Below are 23,851 nucleotides of genomic sequence, written 5' to 3'. Positions count from 1 at the left end.
GGCTTGCCCCGCGATGAGGTCTCAAAGACCGAGCAGTTGCATCCGCTGACGCACCGAGGCTTCGATCCCGGCGGCATCCAGGCCGCACTCGGCGAGCATCTGGGCAGGCTTGGCATGCTCGACATACACATCGGGCAGGCCCAGGTGCAGTACCGGCTTGAGCAGCGCTTCGCGGGCCAGGAACTCGCTGACCGCAGCACCAGCACCGCCCATGATGGCGTTTTCTTCGACGGTCACCAGCAGTTCGTGGTTGTCGGCGATTTCGCGCACCAGGGCTTCGTCCAGCGGTTTGACGAAACGCATGTCGACCACGGTGGCGTCGATCGATTCGGCAACTTTCAACGCCTCGCTCAGTTGCACGCCGAATACCAGCAGGGCGACCTTGCTGCCCTGGCGGCGAACGATGCCCTTGCCGATTTCCAGTGGCTCAAGGTTACTCTCGATCGGCGCATTCGGGCCGCTGCCACGTGGGTAGCGTACGGCGGCCGGGCCGTTGTACAGGTGGCCGGTGCTGAGCATCTTGCGCAACTCGTTCTCATCACTCGGGGTCATCACCAGCATGCCGGGGATGCAGCGCAGGAACGACAGGTCGAAGCTGCCCGCGTGGGTCGGGCCGTCTTCACCAACCAGGCCGGCGCGGTCGATGGCGAACAGCACGTCGAGGTTCTGCACCGCGACGTCGTGGATCAGCTGGTCGTAGGCGCGCTGGAGGAAGGTCGAATAGATCGCCACCACCGGCTTGCTACCTTCGCAGGCCATACCCGCAGCCAGCGTCACAGCGTGCTGTTCGGCGATGGCAACGTCAAAGTAGCGATCCGGGTAACGCTCGCTGAAGGCTACCAGGTCAGAGCCTTCTTTCATCGCCGGGGTGATGCCGACCAGGCGCTGGTCGGCTGCGGCCATGTCGCACAGCCATTGGCCGAACACAGCGGAGTACTTCGGCCCGCTGGCGCGTTTGGGTGCCACGGCAGGTTTGTCTACCGGCTCAAGCTTGGTGATCGCGTGGTAACCGATCGGGTCGACTTCGGCCGGAGCGAAGCCCTTGCCCTTCTTGGTCACCACGTGCAGGAACTGCGGACCCTTGAGGTCACGCATGTTGCGCAGGGTGGTGATCAGGGTCGGCAGGTCGTGGCCATCGATCGGGCCGATGTAGTTCCAGCCCAGTTCTTCGAACAGGGTGCCGGGGACCAGCATGCCCTTGGCGTACTCTTCGGTGCGGCGGGCAATTTCCCAGGCGCCAGGCAGGCGCGAGAGGACCTTCTTGCTGCCCTCGCGCATGCTCGAGTAGGTACGGCTGGAGAGGATCTTGGCCAGGTAGTTGGACAGGCCGCCGACATTGCGCGAAATCGACATGTCGTTGTCGTTGAGGATCACCAGCATGTCGGCGTCGACTTCCTGGGCGTGGTTCAACGCCTCGAAGGCCATGCCTGCGGTCAACGCGCCGTCGCCGATCACGGCAATCGACTTGCGCGGATCGTTCTGCAGGCGGGCGGCGATGGCCATGCCCAGGGCTGCGCTGATTGAGGTGCTGGAGTGGCCGACGCCGAAGGTGTCGTACTCGCTCTCGGCGCGACGCGGGAAGGCGGCGAGGCCGTCCTTCTGGCGCAGGGTGTTCATGCGCTGGCGGCGACCGGTGAGGATCTTGTGCGGATAGGCCTGATGACCGACGTCCCACACCAGACGATCGTCCGGGGTATCGAAGACGTAGTGCAGGGCGATCGTCAGCTCGATGACGCCCAGGCCGGCACCGAAATGCCCGCCGGTCTGACCAACGGTATAGAGCAGCTCCTGGCGCAGTTCGTCGGCCAGGTTCTCCAGGTCGGCTTCAGCCAGGCGGCGCAGGCCGGCAGGCGTATCGGCACGGTCAAGCAGCGGCGTGACCGGGCGTTCGCGGGGGATCTCTTGAAACGTCGTGGGCATCAGGCGAATCGTTATAGATATGAAGTGGCGGCAGTTTACCTTATTGCGGTAATGGCTGCCCATTTGAGCTGATCGCGGGGCAAGCCCGCTCCTACAGTGATCGCTGTGGGAGCGGGCTTGCCCCGCGATGCGGTTTGCACTTAATTACGCCGTTCAACAATGTAACGCGCCAATTCGCGCAACGGCTCGGCCGCCGCGTCAAACGGACGCAGGGCATGCAGGGCATGGTCGCGCAGCTCCAGGGCATAGGCCTTGGCTGCATCGAGGCCGAGCAGGGCCGGGTAAGTCGGCTTGTCGCGGGCGATGTCGGCGCCCTGGCGCTTGCCCAGGGTGGCGGTATCGCTCTCGACATCGAGGATGTCGTCCTGGACCTGGAAGGCCAGGCCGATGGCCTGTGCGTACGTCTGCAACGCCTCGAGCTGGATCTGGTCGGCGCGGGCGCTGGCCAGGGCGCCAAGCTTGACGCTGGCCTCGATCAACGCGCCGGTCTTGTGCCGGTGCATGAACTCCAGTGCCTTCTGGTCGAGCTTGATGCCCACCGAGCCAAGGTCGATGGCCTGGCCGCCAACCATGCCGGCCGGGCCCGCCGCCAGGGCCAGGGCCTGAACCATGGCCAGGCGGATGCTGTCTTGTTGCGGGCTCAACTGCGAGTCGAGCAGGGCGCTGAAGGCCAGGCTTTGCAGGCCGTCGCCAGCGAGAATCGCGCAGGCTTCGTCAAACGCCTTGTGGGTAGTCGGCTGGCCGCGGCGCAGGTCGTCATCGTCCATGGCCGGCAGGTCGTCGTGCACAAGGGAATACGCGTGAATCAGCTCGACCGCGCACGCTGCGCCGTTGGCCTGTTCCGGTGCCGCACCAAGGGCCTCGCACGCAGCATAGGCGAGCAGTGGGCGCACCCGTTTGCCGCCGTTCATGACGCTGTAGCGCATGGCCTCATACAAGCGGGTGAGCTCAACCGACGGCGCGACGAACAATTGCTCGAGAGCGGCGTCGACCCGTGCCTGGCAACTGGCCTGGTAGGCGGCGATCATTCTGGCTGGTCCGCATCGAAAGGTTCGGCGGCCAGTTCTCCATCGCGCTCGAGCAGCACCTGGACCTTCTGTTCGGCCTGGGCCAGGGCGCTCTGGCAGTCGCGGGTCAGGCTGATGCCCTGTTCGAAAGCGGTCAGCGAGTCTTCCAGCGACAGCTCGCCGTTCTCCAGGCGCTCGACCAGGACCTGCAGGTCGGCAAGGGATTGCTCGAAATCAATGGAAGCTTTTTTTCGGGCCATGGCGGCTGTCTCGGTGGCAGTATAAACGGCGCGACACTAGCAGAGCGGGGCGGGGGGAGCAAATCGCCAGGGGTGGTCTTTCGTCGCATTCTGTTGCACAAAGCCTGATGGTGGAGTCTTGATTTTTCTACAGGGCTCGCATTGTGAGGGGTTGTGGCTCTCTGCCATAATCGCGCCCGCTTTACCTCGCGGCTTTGCGGTGGTGAAGCCTCCTATTTCTGTTGTCACGTAATGGACTACGTTGTGAGCTTCCTTTCGATCGAGTTTGGCCTCTGCTTCACACTGTTTTTCATCGTTTACTGGAGCCTGTGCTGGAGCGTTCGCCTGCAGAACGTACTGCTGTTGGCGGCCAGTTACGCTCTGGTGGCCAGTTTCAGCTTCAACTCCTTGTACATCCTGCTCGGCTATAGCGCCCTGGTGTACCTGCTCGGTCTGGTCGGTGAGCGTTATCCGGGCCGGCGCTTCAGCTATGTGCTGGTATTGCTGCTGGTACTGGGCTGCTTCTACCTGTTCAAGTACCAGGAGTTCTTCGTCGGCGGCGTGCAGGGCGCCCTGGCCAGCGCGGGGCTCGACGTTTCCTTGCCGGTGCTCGAAGTGCTGGTGCCGATCGGTCTGTCGTTCTACGCCTTTCATTCGGTCAGCTACCTGGTGTCGATCAACCGCCGCGAGATGCCCTCGGCATCGCCGTTCGACCTGGCCTTGTACCTGGCGTTCTTCCCCAGCCTGATCGCCGGCCCGGTCAACCGCGCCAAGCACATGCTGCCGCAGATTCGCTCAAGCGGTATTCGTCAAGTACTGGAGCCGCAACGTGCGCTGGGCTTGATCGCCCTGGCGGTGGTCAAACTGTTCTTCTGCAGCGCCTGGCTGGCCAGCGAATGGGTCGACCCGGTGTTCGAGACGCCGGGCAGCTATTCGCCCGAGCAGATCCTGCTCAGCGTGTATGGCTACAGCTTCCTGATCTATTTCAACTTCAGCGGCTACACCAACCTGGTCACCGGTATTGCCTTGCTGCTGGGCTTTCGCCTGCCTGACAACTTCAATGCGCCCTATGCTGCGCACAACCTCAAGGAATTCTGGGGCCGCTGGCATATCAGCCTGTCGCTGTTCATTCGCGACTATGTCTACATTCCCCTGGGCGGCAACCGCCAGGGCGTATGGCGCGGCAACCTGAACATGCTGCTGGCGATGCTGGTTTCCGGCCTGTGGCATGGGGCGAGCATCAACTTCATCATCTGGGGCGCGCTGCACGGTATTGGCCTGGCGCTGTACAAGGCCTCGACCTACATCCTGCCGCAGCCCATGCGCTGGCCGGGTGCCGGTTTGGCAGCGCGCTTGCTGACTTTCCACTACGTGGCCTTTGCCTGGATCTTCTTCCGTAGCGCCAGCCTCGATGAGGCCATGGACATGCTCGCCGGTATCAAAGGTTTGAGCCTCGATGGATTGCTCTCCAGCACCGGTCTGCTGTTGCTGGTTAGCGTGCTGTATGTCGCGGTCTATCCGCAGTTGCTGGTGATGTTGCGCACGTTCTTTGCCGCCACCACGCGCTTGCCCTGGCAGTTGTATCCGATACCGTTGGGATTGTTCATTTCCTTGGTCATTTTTGCTTCGCAATCGGGCGTGCCGGGGTTCATCTATGCAAGCTTCTAATGCCGGTCGGCTGATGTCCTCGCAGAGGGGCGCGCTCAAGGCCCTGTACGCCATTGTCGTGACCACGCTGCTGTTGTTCTGGCTGAACCAGGATTCGATCAGCCTCTATTGCCAGCAGAAGTACCACCAGAGCTGCGAGCTGCCTGTGCTTGGGCAGAGCCCGGCCTGGCGCCTGGGGGGCAATCTCACCCAGAACCTGGGCGATACCCGTGACCGTTTTATCGACAGCCTGGAGCAACGCGAAGAGCCGGTGCTGCTGGCCAAGGTTGAGGCCAGCAACACGATCGAGTTGCCGGCGCCGATACCGGTGGTACCGGTCCACCTGGACAAGCCGCCGGTTGCCGCGCAAGTCCCGGTGAGCACACCGGTAGTTGCCAAGGTTGCGAGCGCACCGCTTGCCGTGCCCGCGCCTGCTCCGCAGGTTGTCCAGGTGCCCGGGGCAGTGGACACGGTGGTGTCTCTGGCAGAGGGTGACGAAGTGTTCCTGGTCGGCGATTCGTTGATGCAGGGCGTGGCCCCGCATCTGGCCAACAGCCTGCGCAAGCGTTACCAGATCAAGAGCGTCAACCTCAGCAAGCAAAGTACCGGTCTTGCATATCCTGGGTTCTTCAACTGGCCGCAAACCGTGGCCAAGACCCTGGAAAGCGAGCCGAACATCCGCCTGATGGTGATCTTCCTCGGCCCCAACGATCCCTGGGACATGCCCCAGGGCAAGGGCAAGCCGTTCCTGCGCTTCAAGTCGCCGGAGTGGGAAGTGACCTATCGCCAGCGTATCGATTCGATTCTCGACCAGGCCCGTGCGCACAATGTGCAGGTGATCTGGGTCGGGCCGCCGAACATGCAAAAGCCCAAGTTGTCGACGGCCATGGCGTACCTGAGCGGGCTGTACGAGCAGCAGGCCGGCCTGTATCAGCAGCATTATGTCTCGGCCAACCCGGTGCTCGGTTACAACGACGACAGCTTCTCCTATACCTTGCAGAACAGCCAGGGCAAACGGATCAAGACCCGGGTCGATGACGGCATCCATTTCACCCCCACCGGACAGAAGCTGATCTCGGAACGGATTCTCTCGATGATCGCCTTTCCCGGCCTCACTGTAACGGGACACTGATGCGTCGACTGCACAACATTCTTGGGTTGGCCCTGCTGATCTGCGCGCTGCCGGGCTGTAGCCCGGTGGCGGCGGTCAATACCACGGCCAAGCCCGTCAATTCGGCGGCCAAGGCCCCGGCCAAGCGTGTCGATGGCAACCTGGCGGTGCTGGCGGGCAAGTTTCGCAACGCCAACCGCGCGCCGGTCAACATCATCCAGTTCGGCGATTCGCACACCGCCGCCGACCTGTTCAGTGGCGAGATGCGTCGCCTGCTGCAAGCGCGTTACGGCGACGGCGGTATCGGCCTGATTGCCGCCTCGCCGGTGCCGGGCACGCGCTATGAGCAGGTCATCCTGAAAACCGCCAAGCGTCAGTGGGAGCTGGTGTCGGCGCGCAATCAGCAGAGCACCCAGTTCCCCCTCGGCGGTTATCTGTCAGTGCCGAAGGCGGCCAACCCCAGCGTGCGCATCGAAGCCCGCGAGCCCACGGCGCAGCGCTATCGGGTCCAGGCCCTGTACCAGGCGCGAGAAAACAGCACCCTGGTGCTGCGCGACGGGCGCGGGCGCAACCAGCGCATGCTGGCGGCAACCGCGGGGCAATGGCGCCTCGGGCCGCAGGTCGGCAACCTTGGTCTGCCGCTGGACCTGACCCTCAACAGTCGGCCCGGGACGCTGCTGGGTGGCTGGTATATCCAGAGCCAGAAAAATGCCGGGGTGATCTATTCGGCGCTGGGCATCAACGGTGCGCGCCTGGAGGTGCAGGACAAATGGCAGGCCGGCTGGCAGGACAATCTCAAGACCCTGCGTCCGGACCTGGTGATTCTTGCCTACGGCACCAACGAAGCCTTTGATGACACCCTTGATCTCAGCCTGTACCAGACGCAACTGCGCACTACCCTCAAGCGCCTGCGCAAGGACCTGCCGCAGGCGGTGATACTGCTGGTCGGTCCGCCGGATTCGATCAAGCAGCGCAAGGCTCGCAGTTGTGCCGCGCGTCAGCCGCAGCAACTGGCTCAGGTGATCCGCATCCAGCGTCAGGCGGCCAAGCAGGCCAACGCGCTGTTCTGGGACTGGCAGGCGTACATGGGCGGGCCGTGTTCGATTGACGGCTGGCAAGCGGCGGGCCTGGCCCGAGGGGATCTGGTGCACCTGAGCGCCGACGGCTACAAAAAAAGCGCAGTCGGCCTGCATGATTTTTTGCGCAGCCAGCTGGGTTTTCAGTAAGGCAGAAAAAATCAGGGGCGGGGACGACTCCGGGTTGGCTTGCGGCGCCCCATGAAGTCGTCCTCCCACCCCCTAACAGAGGCAAATCCGGGTGCATGTGACTGCACCCGCTCAGCACGATGCGACTGCCTTGAATCAGCCGCGATTCAGTCCTCTGCATTGACCTTAGTAGCTGTCTGCAAGGCTGTAAATTTTCTCGAACAGAAAATTACTCAGGCGCTTTCCAGTGCCGGGCTCATGGCGGCTGCCTGGCGGTAGCGGGCCAGTTCGTCGATGGTCAGCACCGGCAGCGAGTATTGCTTGGCGTAGACCGCCACCTGCTCGCCACGGGCCATGCTGCCGTCGGGGTTCATCAGCTCGCAGAGTACCGCTGCCGGGCGCAGGCCGGCCAGGCGGGCAAGGTCCACCGAGCCTTCGGTGTGGCCGCGGCGGGTCAGTACACCACCGTCGCGCGAGCGCAACGGGAAGACGTGGCCAGGGCTGACAATGCGCATGTCATCGCCGGTCGAGTCGAGGGCAGCAAGAATGGTGGTGATGCGGTCCTGGGCCGAAACGCCGGTGGACACGCCTTCAGCCGCTTCGATGGTGACGGTGAAGCCGGTGCCATGGCGGGCGCGGTTGTTCGGCACCATCGGTGCCAGCGACAACTCGTCGACCGTGGCTTCATCCAGGCACAGGCAGACGATGCCGCTGCAATCGCGGATCATCATGGCCATGGTCTGCAGGCTGATGTTTTCGGCAGCGGCGATGATATCCGCCTCGTCCTCGCGATCATCGTCATCGAGCAACAGCACGGGTTTACCGGCCTTGTAGGCTTCGACGGCGGCGGCGACGTTAGGGAATTGCTTGCGGTGCAAAGGGGACATGAAACGCTCCTCGTAAGAGATCGATGAACGTTTCAGGGCGAACAAAATGCGTGCGCCAGGGCGCCTGATGGCCCTGACTTGACGCCTTCTTTCATCCGGACTATGACCGTCGGCTCTGGAGTCGCACCAGATCTGCTGACCCCCGGCCAAAAGCCGAGGCGCTCGCGGGCTCATCTTTCGATTTACCGCCGGTGGGGACTTTCACCCCGCCCTGAAGACCCTGCAAGCATACAGCAGAGTGCCAGTATGTTTGCAAGCCCCAGGGCTACGACCAAAGTCTGAGGTGGCTCAGAGGCCCAGGGCATAGTCCAGGTAGCCTGGGTAGACCTTGCGCCAGTCGTCCTGGAAGGTATGGCCTTCGGGGTGTTCGTGGCTCTGCACCTGGTTGTTGCTGGCAAAGGCTTGTTCGGTGGTGGCCGTCAGTTGCAGGTTGCTTTCATGCTCCTGTGCGCCGTGGACCACGACCAGGCGCTTGTCCTTGGCCTTCTGCACGGTGAACGGGATTTTGAAACCGCCTGGCGACAGCAGCACGGCACCGCTGTAGTTTTGCGGGTACTGGGCGATCAGGTGGGCGGCGTGTTCGGCGCCTTGCGAGAAGCCGATCAGGGCGACTTTCGAGCGGTCGATGGGGGTGTCTTTTTCCAGTTTTTTCAGAGCTGCCGCCACCGCTTGCTCGGTCGGCTCGACCGATTGCCGTTGCCACATGAACTGATGGTTGTCGCGCTTGAGGGTGCCGTTCAGGGCCACCAATACAGCCTTTTCGCCGACCAGGTCAGCGCGCATGTTGGTGCCGTTGACGCCTTCGGTGCCGAAGCCGGCCAGCCACACCACTACCGGCCAACCGCCTGCAGGGGCCTTGCCTTTAGGAATGCTGAAGGCAGCAAGGCCGGCATCCTTGGCTTGGCTTGGGTAGTTCTTTTCTGCGGCCTGCAGCAGCTTCTGGTAGGCCGGGTCTTTTTGCATCGGCTCCAGTTCGTCGTCTTCCTTGAGGATCACGGTTTGCCAGAAACCGCGCTCACGCGCCTCGTCGAGGTATTGCGCGGCCAGTTCCGGGCTGTCCATGGCCGACAGCGCGGCAGCGGCCTGGTAGGCGGCGAAGGCGTTCTTCGGGTCCAGGCGTGCGGCGGTCAGGTAAAAGGCCAGGGCGCCGGCATAGTTGTCGTGCTCGCTTTTTTCCTTGTCGCCGGCATCCATGAACTCGGCCGGGGTGGCGTCGTTGAGGTACAGGTTGGCCATGGCGGCCATGCCTTGCCAGCGGCCCTTGTGCAGGGCCTGGTCACTGGCTTCGTCGGCGTAGGCAGTGGTGGCAGCGAGGCTGAGGCCGGCCAGCAGGCCGAAGGAGCAGAGGTGCAGGCGGGTAGCTGTCAGCAATGACATGGCCGAGAGTCCTTTTTCGGTAGGGCTCGGCCAGGTGCGGCCGAAGAGGGCGCGGATTTTAGCACCCTGTTCAGTCCTTGAGTTGATTCCATTCCAGGCCAAAACGCGCCAGGTATTTGCGCAGGCGATCAGCGTCGTTGGGCTTTTCCTTTTCCAGGCGCGACACGTTGAACAACTGGCGCCCGGCCTCGGACAGCGTACGGGCGTTGCGGCAGGCAGTGAGCACGGCGTGCAGTTGCAGGCGGTCGAACTGGTCCAGCGGCTTGTCGCCCAGCAGTGCGTCGAGCGGATCCGCGGATTGTGCCACGCCCCAGGCGCGCTGCAGGCGGTCGATTTCTTCGAGCACCAGGGCTTCGTCGATGCGCCCGCTGTCGGCCAGGGTGGCCATGCGTGTGATTGACGCTGACAGCTCGCGGAAGTTGCCGGCCCAGCGTGCTTGCGGTGAATTGGCGAAGGCCAGGTAGCAGCGCTTGGCTTCGAGGTTGAAGCGCACCTGGCGGTTCTGTTCGCGGGCGTGGCGCTGCAGTTCGAAATCGATGTTCGGTTCGATGTCTTCGCGGCGTCCGGCCAGCCCCGGCAGTTCGAAGGTCCAGAGGTTGATGCGCGCATACAGGTCTTCACGAAACAGGCCTTCGGCAACCCGGCTGCGCAGGTCGCGGTGGGTGCCGGCGATCAGTTGGAAGTCGCTCGCCACCTCCTGGTCCGAACCCAGCGGGAAGAAGCGTTTCTCTTCGATGGCCTTGAGCAGCATGGCCTGCTCATCGCTACCCAGCTCGCCAATTTCATCGAGGAACAGCATGCCGCCATCGGCTGCGCGCAGCAGGCCTTCACGGGCGTTCTGGGCGCCGGTGAAGGCGCCCTTGCTATGGCCGAATAAGGCTGACATGGCGCCGTCACCGCGCAGGGTGGCGCAGTTCACCTCGACAAAGCGCCCCTCCAGTTGATGGCGGCCGCGCTTGAGTTCGTAGATGCGCCGGGCCAGGAAGGACTTGCCCGCACCGGTGGGGCCGACCAGCAGCATCGGCGCCCGCGAGCGCAGGGCCACGCGCTCGATCTGCTCGATGGAGCGGTTGAAGGCGGCGTTGCGGGTGGCGATACCGGCCTTGAGGAAGTTCAGGCTGTCGGCCTGCTCGCGTTGAAAGCGCGAGGCAATGTGGTCGTAGCGCGACAGGTCCAGGTCGATCAGCGTGCTGCTGCCGGCTGGGTCGGCGGTGTCTTGCTTGCCGCGGGCTGGCGAGGTCTGGATCAGTCGCGCCGGCAGGTAGCGCGCTTCAGTGAGCAGGAACCAGCAGATCTGCGCGACGTGGGTGCCGGTGGTGATGTGCACCAGGTAGTCCTCGTGCTCGGTATCGAAGGGGTAGCTGCTGGCGAAGTCATGGAGTGCGCCGTAGACCTCTTCGAAGTCCCAGGGGTTGCGCAGGGTCATGGGCTGCAGGCGCACCTCGGTGTGCGGCGAGATGCTCCGGATGTCCTCGCGGATACGCTCGGCCAGGCCCAGGTCGCGGGCGCTGCTGCCGTGAATCAGTTCCAGGCGGTCGATTGGCGTGTGCGCCTGCTGGCACAGGCTGATGGTCGGCCGCCAGCGCTGCCAGCGCGCCGCGCCTTTGCCGTTGCGATCAAGGGTGGTGCCGAGAAAGCCGATGGCGACGCTGCGCTTGTTCATGTCTGTTTAGCTCAAAAGATAAGTACGTATCCCATGGTATATAAAAATGTTGTTGGTTGTGAGGTGGTGAAAAATTGAAATTCACAATATGAAAAATAAAATTCTTATAAATCAATAAGATAAAAATTAATTCAGTGCTGTTCGAAAAAACTGGCACGGCCCTCGCAATATCTTCTTCGACCGCATCGCCAAGCTGGCCAACGGGACGGGGTTTATGTCTCCGCCGGTGCACGAGCCCACCCCTGGTGTAGGTGTCGTGCATGCCGCCGCCGCAACGAGCAGTCGATAGCGTGGCTCCTCACGGAGACGCTGGTCTCGAGGCCTGACTCGAACCTTACATACCCTCCAAGGTATCTCGAATGTTGTACCCGCCGGTGGGGCGTAGCCAGGAAGGTGCGCAAGGTGCGCAAGGCGCGCGAACGCTCATCGCTGATTTACCCGGCTTGTCGGCCGGGCCCGGAGCAAGGCAGTTGCCGGACCGCAGGACGCGGTCAATGGACAGGACGTCCCGGCAACCGACTCCTCCGGGTCACGCCCGCAGTGCTCGGCATTTTGGCAACACCGGCACCAAGGACTTAATTGCACAGGATGATCAAGATGAAACTGTTGAAACGCTTTATCGTGAAAAAGAACGAACGCGGCCTGCTGTTCTGTGAAGGCGACTTTGTGTCGATCCTCGAACCTGGCGTGCACAAGCGTTTCGACCTGCACAACCGGCTGACGGTAGAAACCTTCAGCCTCAATACTTCGCTGTTCGAACATCGCCTGGCAGGCTATTTGCGCCAGAGCGAGCCGGCCCTGGTCGAGCAGTATTTCGAGCGCATGGACCTGGCAGAAAACGAAGCCGGCCTGCGTTGTGAAGATGGCGCCCTGGTCGAGTTGCTGGCCCCGGGTAGCCGTCAGTTGTTCTGGAAAGGCCAGAGCGCGCAGACCCTGCAGCGCATCGACCTGAGCCAGACCTATCGCCTGGACGGCGCCTTGGTGGCCAAGCTCAACCAGCCGAAACTGCGCGGCCGTAACCTGGCCGGGCTGGACGCGGTGTTGCTGGCGGCGGTGCCAGCCTTCCATGTCGGTGTGCTCAAGGTTGATGGCGTGGTGGAGGAGTTGCTTGGCGCCGGGCAGTACGGCTTCTGGCGCTTCAACCGCCAGGTCAGCGTCGAGATGGTCGATATGCGTATCCAGGCCATGGAAATCAGCGGGCAGGAAATCCTCACCCGCGACAAGGTCAGCCTGCGCCTGAACCTTGCGGCCAACTGGCGCTACAGCGATGTGCTCGGTGCGTTCGCGCAGTTGAGCAAGCCGCTGGAGCATTTGTACCGCGAGGTGCAGTTCGGCCTGCGGGCGGCGGTGGGCACCCGCACCCTCGATGAGTTGCTGGAGAACAAGCAGTTGATCGATGACTCGGTGAGCCAGTATCTGCAGGAGAAACTCGCCGGCAGCGGCATCGAAGTCAGCGGTCTGGGGGTACGCGACATCATCCTTCCAGGCGAGATGAAAGCCTTGCTGGCACAAGTGGTGGAGGCGGAGAAAGCGGCGCAAGCCAACGTCATCCGCCGCCGTGAAGAGACCTCGGCGACCCGCTCGCTGCTCAACACAGCGAAGGTCATGGAAGACAACCCGACGGCCTTGCGCCTGAAGGAGTTGGAAACCCTGGAGCGGGTGGCCGAGCGCATCGACCGGATATCGGTGTTCGGCGGCTTGGATCAGGTGTTGAATGGACTGGTCAGCATCAAGGCCGGATGAGGTTTGCCGGGCTCAAGCAGCCCGGCAGCAACAGATAAAATGGAAGTACCAACATGAACATACTCGAAGTGGCCGGCGGCAAGCCGATCAAGCTCTGGACCGACGGCGTCCCGGTGGATGACGGCGCCCGCGAACAACTGCTGAACACGGCGAAGATGCCGTTCATCTTCAAGCACCTGGCGGTGATGCCCGATGTGCACCTGGGCAAGGGCTCGACCATCGGCAGCGTGATCCCGACCCTGGGTGCGATCATCCCGGCGGCAGTGGGTGTCGATATCGGCTGCGGCATGATTGCCGCGCGTACCTCGCTGAGCGCCAGCGACCTGCCGGATAATCTGCACGGTCTGCGTTTGGCGATCGAAAAGGCCGTGCCCCACGGCAAGACCTTCGGCCGCCGCGACCAGGGCGCCTGGGACAGCGTGCCGACCCTGGCCGACCATGCCTGGAGCGATCTGGCAGTGCGCTTCAAGGCAATCACCGACAAATACCCCAAGCTTGAGAAAACCAATAACCGCCAGCACCTGGGCACCCTTGGCGGCGGCAACCATTTCATCGAGGTCTGCCTGGATGAAGCCAACCGTGTCTGGTTCATGTTGCACAGTGGCTCGCGCGGGGTTGGCAACGCCATCGGCAATCTGTTCATTGAACTGGCCCAGGCCGACATGCGTCAGCACATCGCCAACCTGCCGGACCGCAATCTGGCGTATTTCGAAGAAGGCAGCCGGCACTTTGCCGACTACGTCGAAGCGGTGGAGTGGGCCCAGGACTTCGCCCGACAGAACCGTGCGTTGATGATGCACGCGGTGATTGCCGCAACGCGCAAGGTGCTCGGCAAACCTTTCGAGGCCAACCTCGAAGCGGTCAACTGCCATCACAACTATGTGCAGCGCGAGCATCACTTTGGCCACGACGTGCTGGTCACCCGCAAGGGCGCGGTGTCGGCGCAAAAGGGCGAATTGGGGATCATTCCCGGCTCCATGGGGGCGAAGAGTTTTATCGTTCGCGGCCTGGGCAACGAAGAGGCGTTCTGCTCCTGCAGCCATGGCGCCGGACGGGTGATGAGCCGCACCCGGGCCAAGCAGGCGTTCACCATCGAGGATCAGCAGCGCGCCACCGCCCATGTCGAATGCCGCAAGGACAAGGACGTGATCGACGAGATCCCCATGGCCTACAAGGACATCGACGCGGTGATGCAAGCCCAGCGCGAGCTGGTGGAAGTGGTGCACACCCTGCGTCAGGTGGTGTGCGTAAAGGGATAGGAAGGGGTACACCATGAACACGGAAGACCGTCACCCATTGCCCGGCGCCATGCGCGAGTGGGTGCTTGAAGAGTTGCGCCGGGTTGAGCGCGAGCACGACGTCAAGGTGCTTTACGCTTGTGAATCCGGCAGTCGCGCCTGGGGCTTCGCCTCCACCGACAGTGACTACGATGTGCGCTTCATCTACGTCCCGCGCCAGGACTGGTACCTGCGCGTTGATGAGCCGCGCGACGTGATCGAACGGCCGCTGACCGACGAGCTGGACATCAGCGGCTGGGAGTTGCGCAAGACCCTGAAGCTGCTGCGCAACGCCAACCCGACCCTGCTCGAATGGCTCGGCTCGCCGCTGGTGTACCGCGCCGAGCCGGGTGCGGTGGAGTCGCTGCGGGCGCTGGCGCAGAGTTTCTACAGCGCTCAAGCGGCACGGCATCATTACCTGTCGATGGCGAAGAAGAACTTTCGTGGTTACCTGCAAGGTGAGCAGGTGCGTTTCAAGAAGTACCTCTACGTACTACGGCCGTTGCTGGCGGTGCGTTGGATCGACCAGGGTCTTGGCATGCCGCCGACCGCCTTTGCCGATCTGCTGGAGGGCACCTTGAGCGAACCGCAGATGCTTGCCGAAATCGATGAACTGTTGCGCATCAAGCGCCAGGCTGTCGAGGCCGATTATGGGCCGCGGCGGGTGGTGCTGCAGCAGTTCATCGACAGCGAATTGCTGCGCGCCGAAACTGCGCCGAGCTTGCCGAGGCTCAGAGGTGATACGCAACTGTTGGATGACTATCTGCGCGCTACCGTGCTGCGCTATTCACAGGAACTGAGCGCGAACAATGCCGCTCCCAAATAAGCATCGATGTTCGGTGGGAGCGGCCTTGCGCCGCGATGGAGTGCAAAGCGCTCCCACTAAACTTTCAAGTGAACAGCGCTACGCCTTGATGGGGCGTTCAATGCCAGCACACTGATCAACACAACCACCGCCCCGGCTATCACCGGTAGCGCAGGCTGCTCACCCAGCAGAAAAGCTGCGATCAGCATGGCGCAGGGTGGGATCAGGTACAGCGCCATGGTTGCCCGGCTGACTTCAGTGTGGCTGAGCACATAAGCCCATCCCAGGTAGGCGAGGGCGCTGGGGAAGATACCCAGCATCAGCACGGCCAGGTTTGCTTGCAGCGACGCGGCGCTCACGGCGCCGGCCAGGCCCGGCAGATACACCAGGAGCAGTGCCGTGCCGGCCCAGAGGGTGTAGCAGACCATGGTCAGGCCGTCGTAACGATGGCCGTGAAGCTTCTGCAGGGTGAAATAGATACTCCACGACAGCGCGGCCAGCAGCACCAGCAGGCCATGGGCGTTCAAGCCGGCTATCGCGTTATCGGCGGCAACGACCATGGCCGCGCCAAGCATGCCCAGCACCAGGCAGCCCCAGTGCCGGGCGCTGACCTTCTGCCGCAAGATAAAACAGGCAATCAATACACTGAACAAGGGCGTGGACTGCGCCAGCACACTGGACGCCCCTGCACTGATTCCGCGTTGGCCGAAGTTAATCGCCACATGATGCGCAAACACGGCGAAAAAGCCGAGCAGCAGCAACAGCGGCAGGTCCTTCAGCCGCGGCAGGCTGATCCCTCGCCACACCGCGACAATCGCCATGAACAGCGACGCCACGATAAACCGCGCCAGGGCCAGATGACCCGGCTCGTAACCGTGCAGGGCGATATGGATGCCGGTGGGTGAATAGGCCCAGCACACCACCACAAACAGAGTCGCGAGGACGATTTTCAGGGGTTGGGCGTGTGGCATTGAGCGTCGCTCCGGAGGCGGGGAGCTTCAGTATCAGAAAGGCCTCCGTTCACCACAATCGACTTATACTGAGCTGAATGTTCACTCTGGGTGATGTATGGAGCTGATGCAGATTCGCATGTTCAAGACGGTTTGCGACACCGGCAGCATCGCCCGTGCGGCCGAGGTGTTGCACTACGTACCGTCGAACATCACCGCACGAATCAAGGCGCTGGAAGAGGAGCTGGGCGTGGCGTTGTTCTTTCGCCAAGGGCGGGGTTTGAAGATCAGCCCGGCGGGGGAAACCTTTCTGGAGTACGCCGCCAAGATGCTCGCCCTGGCCGAAGAGTCCAAGGCTGCCTTGAGCCCGCAGGCGCTGCCCAGTGGGCGCTTGCGCATCGGCGCCATCGAGTCTTCTGCCAGTGGCCGGCTCCCGCGATTGCTGGCCGAGTACCACGCGCGCTTCCCGCAGGTTTCGCTGGAACTGAGCACGGGCACCTGGTCGCAGCTGCTCGATGACGTGCTCAACCATCGGCTCGATGGGGCAATCGTTGCGGTCGACGTCGAGCGGCCACTGCTCAAGCGCACGCCCATGTACCAGGAAGACTTGCTGCTGATCGCCCCCGAGTCCCTGGGGCCGATTCGCAGCGCCGCAGACCTGCAGGGCAAGGCCATCTTCATGTGGCCGGAAGGTTGCCCCTATCGTGCGGCGCTGGAGCACTGGCTGCTCGAACAAGGGCAGAAACTGCCGATGGTCGGCATTGCCAGCTATGGCGCCATCGTCAGTTGCGTGAGTGCTGGCGCCGGAGTGTCGCTGGTGCCCCGGGGCATTTTCGAGCAATACCGCAAAGGCGCCGGCTGGACCGGCCATGAGTTCGCTGAACTCAAGGCCATCAGCAACGTTTTCTACTGGCATGCCCAGGCAGGAAGGCATCCGGCCAGGGATGCCTTTGTGCAGATGCTGCGCGAGGGCTTGGCGAAAGACGTTACGCGATCGGATACTTGAGCATCGCCGGATGCGCTTCGATTTTCTCTGCCAAACGCTGCACGTGGGGATAGTCACTGGCCGCAACTACCTCGGGGCGTACATACCGGGTGAAAGACCAAGCTATTGCCGTGCTGATTTCTGCCTGGCTCAAGGGCTGGCTGGGGCACTTGGTTGGCTGCTCGGCAAGCAACCTGTCGAGTTGCGTATAGGCGGCCCGCAACTGCCCGGTCACCCGCTCCAGCCAAGGCGCATGCAATTTTTCCTGCGGGCGCAGGTTGAGTTCGTAGTGGATCTGCACCGACTTCTCATTGGCCGCCAGTGCCAGGCCGATCACCTGCAAATCGCGGGTGCGGGCCAGCGGGTCTTGTGGCAGGAGCTTTTTGGCGGGCACGGCCAAGGCTTCGAAGTAATCCAGAATCAGCGTCGAATCCATCAGTACCGTGCCGTCGTCCAGCACCAGGCTGGGCGCCTTGACCACCGGGTTGATCGCAGCGAACTCGGTAAAATTGCGAAACACCGACAGTGGCTGGTGCTCGAAGCTGATGCCGTACAGCTCCAGCGATACCGCGACGCGGCGGACGTAGGGGGAGTCGAGCATACCGATCAGTTTCATGAGGCCTCCAGTGAGGACAAGTAACGGACGGGTAAAAGTAGTTGAGATTTGGCAGGTGTGGCGCGGCGGTGTGGGTTTGGTGGGGCAGGGATGTGCGTGGGGAATGCTGCAGGCATTAAAAAGCCGGCTTGTGGCCGGCTCCTTGGGGACGGGCTTGGCTAATTTTTGGTAAGCCGCAACCGCCTTAAAATTGTCGTTCCGGCGCTGGGGCCGGGAATGGCGGGCAGGCTGTGGGTGCCGCGCCAAGGCCTCGGGCGGGCTGGGCCGCCGGGGCTGAATGTGCGGCGTAGCATACTGGGATTGACCGGTGCTGCCCAGCAAAAAATCACCCCTGGCCGCTCAATCCGGGCGGCTGTCGCGCAGGTGGCCCCACCAGAACACCCAGCCGAGCACTTCCAGGCGCTGGGTCTTGAGTTGCGCCGGGCTGTAGGTTTCGGTCGGGTATTCGTCGCTGTCCTGGCTGTGCAGGCGCAGGGCGCCGTTGGCGCGGCGGCTGAGGCTGTTGATGCGCAGGCGGCCGTTGTGCAGCAGGGCGTAGATTTCACCTTCGACGACGCGGGTCAGGTTGCGGTCGATGGCCAGGGTGGTACCGCGCGGCAGCAGCGGGCTCATGTTGTGCCCCGGCATGTTCAGGCACAAGGCATCGCCGGGGTCGACGCCCAGGGCATCAAGGGCGCGCAGGGGCAGGCGCAGGTAGCGGTCTTCGACCGGTTTCAGTTGCTTGGCCTGGATGCTGTAGAACGGCAGTTGGATGTCGTTGTGGTTATGCGCTGCCAGCAGGCTGGCATCCGGGCCTTCGACGCCGGGGCGTGCGGCCTGGCTGTTGAGGCGCGGCAAGGGGTTGGGGTGCTTGGGACCTTCGCCGTTGCGCAGCCACTTGCTGCGGACGCACAGCAGTTCGGCCAGTTCATCCAGGCGCGCCAGCGGCACACCGCGCTTGAACCAGTTGTTGACGTGCTGTGGCGTGACCTTGCGCTGCGCGGCAAAGTCGGAAGGGGACAGGTTGCACTCGTTCAGGAGCGCTTTGAGACGATCACCGGATGTATTCATGAGGCCCGAGTCTAGTGGGCTGGTATGGCCTGGGCTATAAACGCGAGGTTCATTTTTAAGGCGAGAAATGGCCTGGCTTACAGGTGTTTGCCTAGGCTGCTGTAAGAGGTTTCTTTTCAGTGGGAGCGGGCTTGCCCCGCGATACGATGTAGCTGACAGAATGCTATCGCGGGGCAAGCCCGCTCCCACCGGGTGGGGCCCCTGATGCAAAAAGCCCCGCATGTGCGGGGCTTTTTGTTGTGGGTTGCTTAGCCTTTGTAAGCGGCAACCGACTTGGTGATCGCGGCGCGGGCGGCGTCTGCGCCATCCCAGCCTTCGATCTTGACCCACTTGCCTTTTTCGAGATCTTTGTAGTTCGCGAAGAAGTGCTCGATCTGCTGGATCAGCAGGGCTGGCAGGTCGGTGTATTCTTTGACGTCGACGTACAGTTGCGACAGTTTGTCGTGCGGTACGGCGATGACTTTGGCGTCGCCGCCGCCGTCGTCGGTCATGTTCAGGATGCCGACCGGACGGGCGCGGATGACCGAGCCTGGGGCTACCGGGTACGGGGTAACAACCAGCACGTCGAGGGGATCACCGTCGTCGGCCAGGGTGTTGGGGATGTAGCCATAGTTGGCCGGGTAGAACATCGGGGTGGCCATGAAACGGTCAACGAACAGGCAGTCGCTGTCCTTGTCGATCTCGTATTTGATCGGCGCGTGGTTGGCTGGAATCTCGATGGCGACGTAGATGTCGTTCGGCAGGTCTTTGCCAGCCGGAATCTTGCTGTAGCTCATTGGGCAGTGCCCCCATGTTTGGCCAAAAATTGGTCGCGATTATAGGCACATTCCAGCGCGCTTGCCACGCCCGGCCGGATGTCCGGCAGGCTCAGTCCTGCGCGTCCTGGTAGTGCGGGTGGTGGCGCTGCAACTGCTGCAGCCGGGCGAGCGGGTCCTGGCGGTAGAAACCGCGCAATTGCTGGTACACCGCAGGGTAGGCGTCGTTGAGCAGGTCCGGGGCGCTGAAGAAGTATTCGCTGGTGACAGCGAAGAATTCTGCCGGGTTTTCCGCCGCGTACGGGTCGATGGCGGTCTCGGCGTCGGGGTTGCGGTCGAGCTGCTGGTTGAGGTCGTCGAACGCCTGCTGCATGGCCTGGGCCCAGTCGCTGATGCGCATGCCGTTGTGCAGCGGCGGCAGGCCGTTGGCATCGCCGTTGAGCATGTCGAGCTTGTGCGCCAGTTCGTGGATCACCAGGTTGTAGCCTTCCCAGCCGCCACTGGCCAGCACCCCGGGCCAGGCCAGGATCACCGGGCCCTGCTGCCAGGCTTCGCCGCTGTGTTCGCCGTCCCATTCGTGCTCGATGCCGCTGGCATCACGATGGCGCTGGGGGCTTACGAAGTCGTCGGGGTAGAGGATGATTTCGTGAAAGCCCTGGTACCAGTTCAGCTCGCCCAGGTGCAGCAGCGGCAGTTGCGCCTGGGCTGCAAGAAACAGGCGCTGCTCGCCGTCAAGTGTGACCCCGGGCAGGGCGCTCAGGTGCTTGTTGTCGAGGAACAAGACGCAGGCTTCACGCAGCCACTGGTCCTCTTCGTCGCTCAGGCCATCGAGCATCGGCAGGCGCTCGCGCACCCGCTGCCAGCGCTGCGGGTCGAGCGGATGGCGGGCCAGGGTGCGGCGACGGCGCCAGGCGCGCAAGAACCCCATGGGCCGGGCTCAGTGAACCTTGGCGTGGTTGCGGTTCATGCGGCTGCGTACCACGCCGATGATCATCGGCACCAGCGACAGCAGGATGATGGCGACGATCATCAGCGACAGGTTCTGCTTGATGAACGGCACGTTGCCGAAGAAGTAGCCCAGGGTGACCAGGCCGCCGACCCAGAGCACGGTGCCGGCAACACTGAAGCCGAGAAAGCGTGGGTAGTGCATTCTGGCGATGCCGGCGACGAACGGTGCGAAGGTGCGCAGGATCGGCAGGAAACGCGCCAGGGTCACGGTCTTGCCGCCATGGCGCTCATAAAAGTCGTGGGTTTGCTGCAGGTAGTCGCGGCGGAAAATTTTCGAATTGGGGTTGCGGAACAAGCGTTCGCCCGCCGTGCGGCCGATCACGTAGTTGGTGCTGTCGCCAAGGATTGCAGCGGCCATCAACAAGCCGCCGAGCAGCACCGGGTCCATGCCGCCGCCCGCGGCCACGGCGCCGGCGATGAACAGCAGGGAGTCACCGGGCAGGAACGGCATGACCACAAGACCGGTCTCGCAAAAGATCACCAGGAACAGGATCGCGTAGATCCACGGGCCGTAGTTGTTGACCAACAGGTCCAGGTAGGCATCGAGATGCAGAATAAGGTCCAGCGGGTTGAAATCCATGTACAGCACCTGTGTTCTTGACCCGAGCGACGGGCTTGCGATGGCTGGCAGTGCGAATGCGGACGGTCGCTACCCGGGGGGATGGGTAAAGTTTCACACACAATGAAGATGCGCATTATACGGCTACGAACAGATTGTGCCTGCGCAGTTTGTAGCGGCGGATGTCGAATAGAAGTGAACGGCAGGCGCGGGGCCTGCCGTTGTGGCCGGATCAGTCCGAGCTGAGCGGCAGGATGTAGTTCTTGAACTCGCGGTCTTCGCGAAAGCCCATGGACTCGTAGGTTTTCATCGCCACTTCGTTGTTGCTGCTGGTGGATACCCGCATGCGCACGGCGTTGGTTTGCTTGGCCATCTTCTTGGCTTCACGCATCAGGTGGTCGGCCACCAGCATGCGCCGGGAGTCTTCGGCGACATAGATGTCGTTGAGGATCCACACGCGCTTGAGCGACAGCGACGAGAAGCTTGGATAAAGCTGGCAGAAACCCAGCAGCTTCTTGTCGTCATCCAGCGCCAGGGCCAGGTAGATGATCGATTCGCCCCGCTCCAGGCGTTTTTCCAGGAACGAGCGCGAGGAGTCCGGGTAGGCCAGCTGGCCGTAGAACTCGCGGTATTTGACGAACAGCGGGGCAAGCAGGTCCAGATGTTCCAGGGTTGCTTTGATGATTCGCATAAGCAGGCCTCAGGGTCCATGGGAGTTTGCGGCGAATCGCCGGCAGCCTGGGCTGATGCTGCCTGAAAGCAATTAGAAAGCGCAATCTACGATCTCAAGGTTTACTCAGCAGGAAATTTCCGTTTTTTGCTGCATTGGTGTCTGATTCAAGGGTTTGTACCTGGGCTTCGTCCTTCAGATTGACCCCCGACAACTGCCGCCGACAGGCTTCGCGCATCAGATACAGCAGGCGATGAGCGGCCATGCCGTAGCTCAGGCCTTCCAGGCGCACGTTGGAGATACAGTTGCGGTAGGCATCGGTGAGGCCGACCTTGGGGTTGTAGGTGAAGTACAGGCCAAGGCTGTCCGGCGAGCTCAGGCCCGGGCGTTCGCCGATCAGGATCACAGTCATTTTCGCCCCGAGCAGCTCGCCCACCTCGTCCGCCACCGCCACCCGGCCTTGCTCGACCAGTACCACCGGCGCAGTCGACCAGCCGTCGGCGGCGCTCTGTTCTTCCAGGCGAGCGAGAAACGGCAGGGTATGGCGGTGCACGGCCAGGGCCGAGAGGCCGTCGGCGACGATGATGGCCAGGTCGACGCCACCGGGGTTGGCCTGGGCATGCCGGCGCAGCAGTTGTGCTGAATCTTCGTGCAGGCGGCGCCCCAGATCGGGGCGTTGCAGGTAGCTGTGGCGGTCGGCGGCGGCACTGTGCAGCAGCAGGCTGTCACGCCCGCGCTCGCTCAGTTGCTCGCGCAGGCCGGCATGGTCAAAGGCCAGGTGCACGGCGTCGCGAGCCTGGGCGTGAGCGAACTGGAAGTCCAGCTGGGCACCTGTGGGCAGGCTGGTACCGGTGCGGCCCAGGGCGATGCGCGCCGGGGTCAGGCGACGCAGTTCCAGCCAGGGGTTGCTGCTGTTGTCGTGGTGGGGAGTGTTGGCCATGATCGACTCGCTTATCCCAGTTGCGCCAGGGCCTGGCGGAAGGCCGGTGGCAGGTTGTCACCGAAACGTACCCGGCCGTCGGCCTGGGTGAAAATGCCCATGCGCGCCAGCCACGCCTCGAATTCCGGTGCGGGCTTGAGGCCCAGGGTCTGCCGGGCGTAGAGCGCATCGTGGAACGAGGTGGTCTGGTAGTTGAGCATGATGTCGTCGGAGCCGGGGATGCCCATGATGAAGTTGATCCCGGCGACCCCCAGCAGGGTCAGGAGCATGTCCATGTCGTCCTGGTCGGCTTCGGCGTGGTTGGTGTAACAGATGTCGCAGCCCATGGGTACGCCCAGCAGCTTGCCGCAGAAGTGATCCTCGAGGCCGGCGCGGATGATCTGCTTGCCGTTGTAGAGGTATTCCGGGCCGATGAAGCCGACTACGGTATTGACCAGAAACGGCTTGAAGTGCCGGGCCACAGCGTAGGCGCGGGTTTCGCAGGTCTGCTGGTCGACGCCATGGTGGGCGTTGGCCGACAGCGCGCTGCCCTGGCCGGTCTCGAAGTACATCAGGTTCTGCCCGAGGGTGCCGCGATTGAGGCTCAGGCCGGCCTCATAGCCCTCCTTGAGTACATTGAGGTTGATGCCGAAGCTGGCATTGGCCGCCTCGGTGCCGGCAATCGACTGGAACACCAGGTCCAGTGGCACGCCTCGGTTGATCGCCTCGATCGAGGTGGTGACGTGGGTCAGCACGCAGGCCTGGGTGGGGATGTCGTAGCGCTGGATGATGGCGTCGAGCATTTCCAGCAGGGCGCAGATCGAGGCGATACTGTCGGTGGCCGGGTTGATGCCGATCATCGCATCGCCGTTGCCGTAGAGCAGGCCGTCGAGAATGCTGGCGGCAATCCCGGCAGGCTCGTCGGTAGGGTGGTTGGGCTGCAGGCGGGTCGACAGGCGCCCGTGCAGGCCCAGGGTGCCGCGGAAGCGGGTGACCACGCGGATCTTCTGCGCCACCAGCACCAGGTCTTGCACGCGCATGATTTTTGAAACAGCGGCGGCCATTTCCGGGGTCAGGCCCGGGGCAAGGGCGCGCAGGCTGGTTTCATCGGCGGCCTCGCTGAGCAGCCAGTCACGCAGCCCGCCGACGCTCAGGTGGCTGACGGTGGCAAAGGCATTGGCATCATGAGTATCGATGATCAGCTGGGTGACTTCATCGTCTTCGTAAGGGATCAGCGCCTCGCTGAGAAAGTGCTTGAGCGGGATGTCGGCCAGGGCCATTTGCGCGGCCACCCGCTCGCCATCGTTGCTGGCGGCGACGCCTGCGAGAAAATCCCCCGAACGTGCCGGGCTGGCCTTGGCCATGACTTCCTTGAGGCTGTCGAAACGGAAGATCTGGTTGCCGACGGTGTGAACAAAACTTGCCATACAGAATCTCCAGAACGCCGCAGGGCTGGCC

General features: G+C 62.8%; 22 protein-coding genes and 1 riboswitch. Of the genes, 7 read left to right on the top strand and 15 right to left on the bottom strand.

Annotated elements, in window-relative coordinates:
• Positions 1–21: 21 nt before the first annotated feature.
• From dxs to EXN22_RS24485, 3 genes are all read right to left on the bottom strand, one after another.
• The gene (dxs, locus tag EXN22_RS24495; protein ID WP_130266471.1) at positions 22–1,920 is read right to left on the bottom strand and encodes a 1-deoxy-D-xylulose-5-phosphate synthase; all 1,899 of its coding nucleotides are present in this window, start codon (positions 1,918–1,920) and stop codon (positions 22–24) included.
• A gap of 140 nt (positions 1,921–2,060) precedes the next feature.
• On the bottom strand, positions 2,061–2,948 hold the full coding sequence (gene ispA, locus EXN22_RS24490; RefSeq protein ID WP_130266470.1) for a (2E,6E)-farnesyl diphosphate synthase: 888 nt from the start codon (positions 2,946–2,948) through the stop codon (positions 2,061–2,063).
• Positions 2,945–3,187: an exodeoxyribonuclease VII small subunit gene (locus tag EXN22_RS24485; protein WP_038998542.1), complete on the bottom strand. Its 243-nt coding sequence runs from the start codon at positions 3,185–3,187 to the stop codon at positions 2,945–2,947. Before EXN22_RS24485 ends, ispA begins: the two co-directional genes overlap by 4 nt.
• Before the next feature lie 243 nt (positions 3,188–3,430).
• On the opposite strand from EXN22_RS24485, the gene EXN22_RS24480 reads away from it, so the two are divergent.
• From EXN22_RS24480 to EXN22_RS24470, 3 genes are read left to right on the top strand one after another with little or no spacing between them, the layout of a single operon-like run.
• Positions 3,431–4,834, top strand: coding sequence for an MBOAT family O-acyltransferase (locus EXN22_RS24480; protein ID WP_233281668.1), 1,404 nt, complete (start codon positions 3,431–3,433; stop codon positions 4,832–4,834).
• A 13-nt stretch (positions 4,835–4,847) separates the two neighbouring features.
• A complete protein-coding gene (locus tag EXN22_RS24475) occupies positions 4,848–5,945 on the top strand; it encodes an SGNH/GDSL hydrolase family protein (RefSeq protein WP_233281667.1) in 1,098 nt (365 codons plus the stop codon).
• A complete protein-coding gene (locus EXN22_RS24470) occupies positions 5,945–7,150 on the top strand; it encodes an SGNH/GDSL hydrolase family protein (protein WP_130266467.1) in 1,206 nt (401 codons plus the stop codon). Before EXN22_RS24475 ends, EXN22_RS24470 begins: the two co-directional genes overlap by 1 nt.
• Positions 7,151–7,362: 212 nt before the next feature.
• Here EXN22_RS24470 and ribB read toward each other — a convergent pair whose 3' ends face one another.
• The 3 genes from ribB to rtcR form a co-directional block, all read right to left on the bottom strand.
• Positions 7,363–8,016, bottom strand: a complete 654-nt coding sequence (ribB, locus tag EXN22_RS24465) for a 3,4-dihydroxy-2-butanone-4-phosphate synthase (protein WP_130266466.1) — start codon at positions 8,014–8,016, stop codon at positions 7,363–7,365.
• A gap of 79 nt (positions 8,017–8,095) precedes the next feature.
• Positions 8,096–8,239, bottom strand: a riboswitch (FMN riboswitch).
• A 65-nt stretch (positions 8,240–8,304) separates the two neighbouring features.
• On the bottom strand, positions 8,305–9,393 hold the full coding sequence (locus EXN22_RS24460) for an alpha/beta hydrolase (RefSeq protein ID WP_130266465.1): 1,089 nt from the start codon (positions 9,391–9,393) through the stop codon (positions 8,305–8,307).
• 70 nt (positions 9,394–9,463) lie between these two features.
• A complete protein-coding gene (rtcR, locus tag EXN22_RS24455; RefSeq protein WP_130266464.1) occupies positions 9,464–11,056 on the bottom strand; it encodes an RNA repair transcriptional activator RtcR in 1,593 nt (530 codons plus the stop codon).
• Between the two features lie 597 nt (positions 11,057–11,653).
• On the opposite strand from rtcR, the gene EXN22_RS24445 reads away from it, so the two are divergent.
• From EXN22_RS24445 to EXN22_RS24435, 3 genes are read left to right on the top strand one after another with little or no spacing between them, the layout of a single operon-like run.
• The gene (locus EXN22_RS24445) at positions 11,654–12,799 is read left to right on the top strand and encodes a slipin family protein (protein WP_130266462.1); all 1,146 of its coding nucleotides are present in this window, start codon (positions 11,654–11,656) and stop codon (positions 12,797–12,799) included.
• 53 nt (positions 12,800–12,852) lie between these two features.
• Complete coding sequence (locus EXN22_RS24440) at positions 12,853–14,058, top strand: RtcB family protein (RefSeq protein WP_130266461.1); 1,206 nt, start codon at positions 12,853–12,855, stop codon at positions 14,056–14,058.
• A 13-nt stretch (positions 14,059–14,071) separates the two neighbouring features.
• Positions 14,072–14,902 (top strand): nucleotidyltransferase domain-containing protein, encoded by an 831-nt coding sequence (locus EXN22_RS24435; RefSeq protein WP_130266460.1) that lies wholly within the window; start codon positions 14,072–14,074, stop codon positions 14,900–14,902.
• A 56-nt stretch (positions 14,903–14,958) separates the two neighbouring features.
• On the opposite strand, the gene EXN22_RS24430 is transcribed toward EXN22_RS24435, so the two are convergent.
• Positions 14,959–15,852: a DMT family transporter gene (locus EXN22_RS24430; protein WP_130266459.1), complete on the bottom strand. Its 894-nt coding sequence runs from the start codon at positions 15,850–15,852 to the stop codon at positions 14,959–14,961.
• A gap of 97 nt (positions 15,853–15,949) precedes the next feature.
• Between EXN22_RS24430 and EXN22_RS24425 the strand changes: the two genes are divergently transcribed.
• The gene (locus tag EXN22_RS24425; protein ID WP_130266458.1) at positions 15,950–16,837 is read left to right on the top strand and encodes a LysR family transcriptional regulator; all 888 of its coding nucleotides are present in this window, start codon (positions 15,950–15,952) and stop codon (positions 16,835–16,837) included.
• Here EXN22_RS24425 and EXN22_RS24420 read toward each other — a convergent pair.
• From EXN22_RS24420 to EXN22_RS24385, 8 genes are all read right to left on the bottom strand, one after another.
• Entirely contained in the window at positions 16,818–17,432 is a 615-nt protein-coding gene (locus EXN22_RS24420; protein ID WP_130266457.1) for a glutathione S-transferase family protein, read from the bottom strand. The genes EXN22_RS24425 and EXN22_RS24420 overlap by 20 nt on opposite strands.
• A gap of 339 nt (positions 17,433–17,771) precedes the next feature.
• The gene (locus EXN22_RS24415) at positions 17,772–18,482 is read right to left on the bottom strand and encodes a LexA family transcriptional regulator (RefSeq protein ID WP_130266456.1); all 711 of its coding nucleotides are present in this window, start codon (positions 18,480–18,482) and stop codon (positions 17,772–17,774) included.
• A 248-nt stretch (positions 18,483–18,730) separates the two neighbouring features.
• On the bottom strand, positions 18,731–19,258 hold the full coding sequence (gene ppa / locus EXN22_RS24410) for an inorganic diphosphatase (protein ID WP_007933577.1): 528 nt from the start codon (positions 19,256–19,258) through the stop codon (positions 18,731–18,733).
• 91 nt (positions 19,259–19,349) lie between these two features.
• Positions 19,350–20,165 (bottom strand): M90 family metallopeptidase, encoded by an 816-nt coding sequence (locus EXN22_RS24405; RefSeq protein ID WP_130266455.1) that lies wholly within the window; start codon positions 20,163–20,165, stop codon positions 19,350–19,352.
• A 9-nt stretch (positions 20,166–20,174) separates the two neighbouring features.
• On the bottom strand, positions 20,175–20,825 hold the full coding sequence (locus EXN22_RS24400; protein WP_130266454.1) for a DedA family protein: 651 nt from the start codon (positions 20,823–20,825) through the stop codon (positions 20,175–20,177).
• Between the two features lie 211 nt (positions 20,826–21,036).
• Positions 21,037–21,495 (bottom strand): GNAT family N-acetyltransferase, encoded by a 459-nt coding sequence (locus tag EXN22_RS24395; protein ID WP_130266453.1) that lies wholly within the window; start codon positions 21,493–21,495, stop codon positions 21,037–21,039.
• Positions 21,496–21,589: 94 nt separating this feature from the next.
• A complete protein-coding gene (eutC, locus tag EXN22_RS24390) occupies positions 21,590–22,414 on the bottom strand; it encodes an ethanolamine ammonia-lyase subunit EutC (protein WP_130266452.1) in 825 nt (274 codons plus the stop codon).
• 11 nt (positions 22,415–22,425) lie between these two features.
• The gene (locus tag EXN22_RS24385; RefSeq protein ID WP_130266451.1) at positions 22,426–23,820 is read right to left on the bottom strand and encodes an ethanolamine ammonia-lyase subunit EutB; all 1,395 of its coding nucleotides are present in this window, start codon (positions 23,818–23,820) and stop codon (positions 22,426–22,428) included.
• Between the last annotated feature and the right edge of the window lie 31 nt (positions 23,821–23,851).

Source organism: Pseudomonas tructae, assembly GCF_004214895.1.
Lineage (GTDB): Bacteria > Pseudomonadota > Gammaproteobacteria > Pseudomonadales > Pseudomonadaceae > Aquipseudomonas > Aquipseudomonas tructae.
Note: the sequence above shows the minus strand (reverse complement) of the source record. Positions and strands in the feature narration are given on the sequence as shown.

Excerpts from the sequence above, each read along its gene's own strand:
- dxs (WP_130266471.1), bottom strand. The coding sequence starts at position 1,920 with ATGCCCACGACGTTTCAAGAGATCCCCCGCGAACGCCCGGTCACGCCG.
- ispA (WP_130266470.1), bottom strand. The coding sequence starts at position 2,948 with ATGATCGCCGCCTACCAGGCCAGTTGCCAGGCACGGGTCGACGCCGCT.
- EXN22_RS24485 (WP_038998542.1), bottom strand. The coding sequence starts at position 3,187 with ATGGCCCGAAAAAAAGCTTCCATTGATTTCGAGCAATCCCTTGCCGAC.
- EXN22_RS24475 (WP_233281667.1), top strand. The coding sequence starts at position 4,848 with ATGTCCTCGCAGAGGGGCGCGCTCAAGGCCCTGTACGCCATTGTCGTG.
- EXN22_RS24470 (WP_130266467.1), top strand. The coding sequence starts at position 5,945 with ATGCGTCGACTGCACAACATTCTTGGGTTGGCCCTGCTGATCTGCGCG.
- ribB (WP_130266466.1), bottom strand. The coding sequence starts at position 8,016 with ATGTCCCCTTTGCACCGCAAGCAATTCCCTAACGTCGCCGCCGCCGTC.
- EXN22_RS24460 (WP_130266465.1), bottom strand. The coding sequence starts at position 9,393 with ATGTCATTGCTGACAGCTACCCGCCTGCACCTCTGCTCCTTCGGCCTG.
- rtcR (WP_130266464.1), bottom strand. The coding sequence starts at position 11,056 with ATGAACAAGCGCAGCGTCGCCATCGGCTTTCTCGGCACCACCCTTGAT.
- EXN22_RS24445 (WP_130266462.1), top strand. The coding sequence starts at position 11,654 with ATGAAACTGTTGAAACGCTTTATCGTGAAAAAGAACGAACGCGGCCTG.
- EXN22_RS24440 (WP_130266461.1), top strand. The coding sequence starts at position 12,853 with ATGAACATACTCGAAGTGGCCGGCGGCAAGCCGATCAAGCTCTGGACC.
- EXN22_RS24435 (WP_130266460.1), top strand. The coding sequence starts at position 14,072 with ATGAACACGGAAGACCGTCACCCATTGCCCGGCGCCATGCGCGAGTGG.
- EXN22_RS24430 (WP_130266459.1), bottom strand. The coding sequence starts at position 15,852 with ATGCCACACGCCCAACCCCTGAAAATCGTCCTCGCGACTCTGTTTGTG.
- EXN22_RS24425 (WP_130266458.1), top strand. The coding sequence starts at position 15,950 with ATGGAGCTGATGCAGATTCGCATGTTCAAGACGGTTTGCGACACCGGC.
- EXN22_RS24420 (WP_130266457.1), bottom strand. The coding sequence starts at position 17,432 with ATGAAACTGATCGGTATGCTCGACTCCCCCTACGTCCGCCGCGTCGCG.
- EXN22_RS24415 (WP_130266456.1), bottom strand. The coding sequence starts at position 18,482 with ATGAATACATCCGGTGATCGTCTCAAAGCGCTCCTGAACGAGTGCAAC.
- ppa (WP_007933577.1), bottom strand. The coding sequence starts at position 19,258 with ATGAGCTACAGCAAGATTCCGGCTGGCAAAGACCTGCCGAACGACATC.
- EXN22_RS24405 (WP_130266455.1), bottom strand. The coding sequence starts at position 20,165 with ATGGGGTTCTTGCGCGCCTGGCGCCGTCGCCGCACCCTGGCCCGCCAT.
- EXN22_RS24400 (WP_130266454.1), bottom strand. The coding sequence starts at position 20,825 with ATGGATTTCAACCCGCTGGACCTTATTCTGCATCTCGATGCCTACCTG.
- EXN22_RS24395 (WP_130266453.1), bottom strand. The coding sequence starts at position 21,495 with ATGCGAATCATCAAAGCAACCCTGGAACATCTGGACCTGCTTGCCCCG.
- eutC (WP_130266452.1), bottom strand. The coding sequence starts at position 22,414 with ATGGCCAACACTCCCCACCACGACAACAGCAGCAACCCCTGGCTGGAA.
- EXN22_RS24385 (WP_130266451.1), bottom strand. The coding sequence starts at position 23,820 with ATGGCAAGTTTTGTTCACACCGTCGGCAACCAGATCTTCCGTTTCGAC.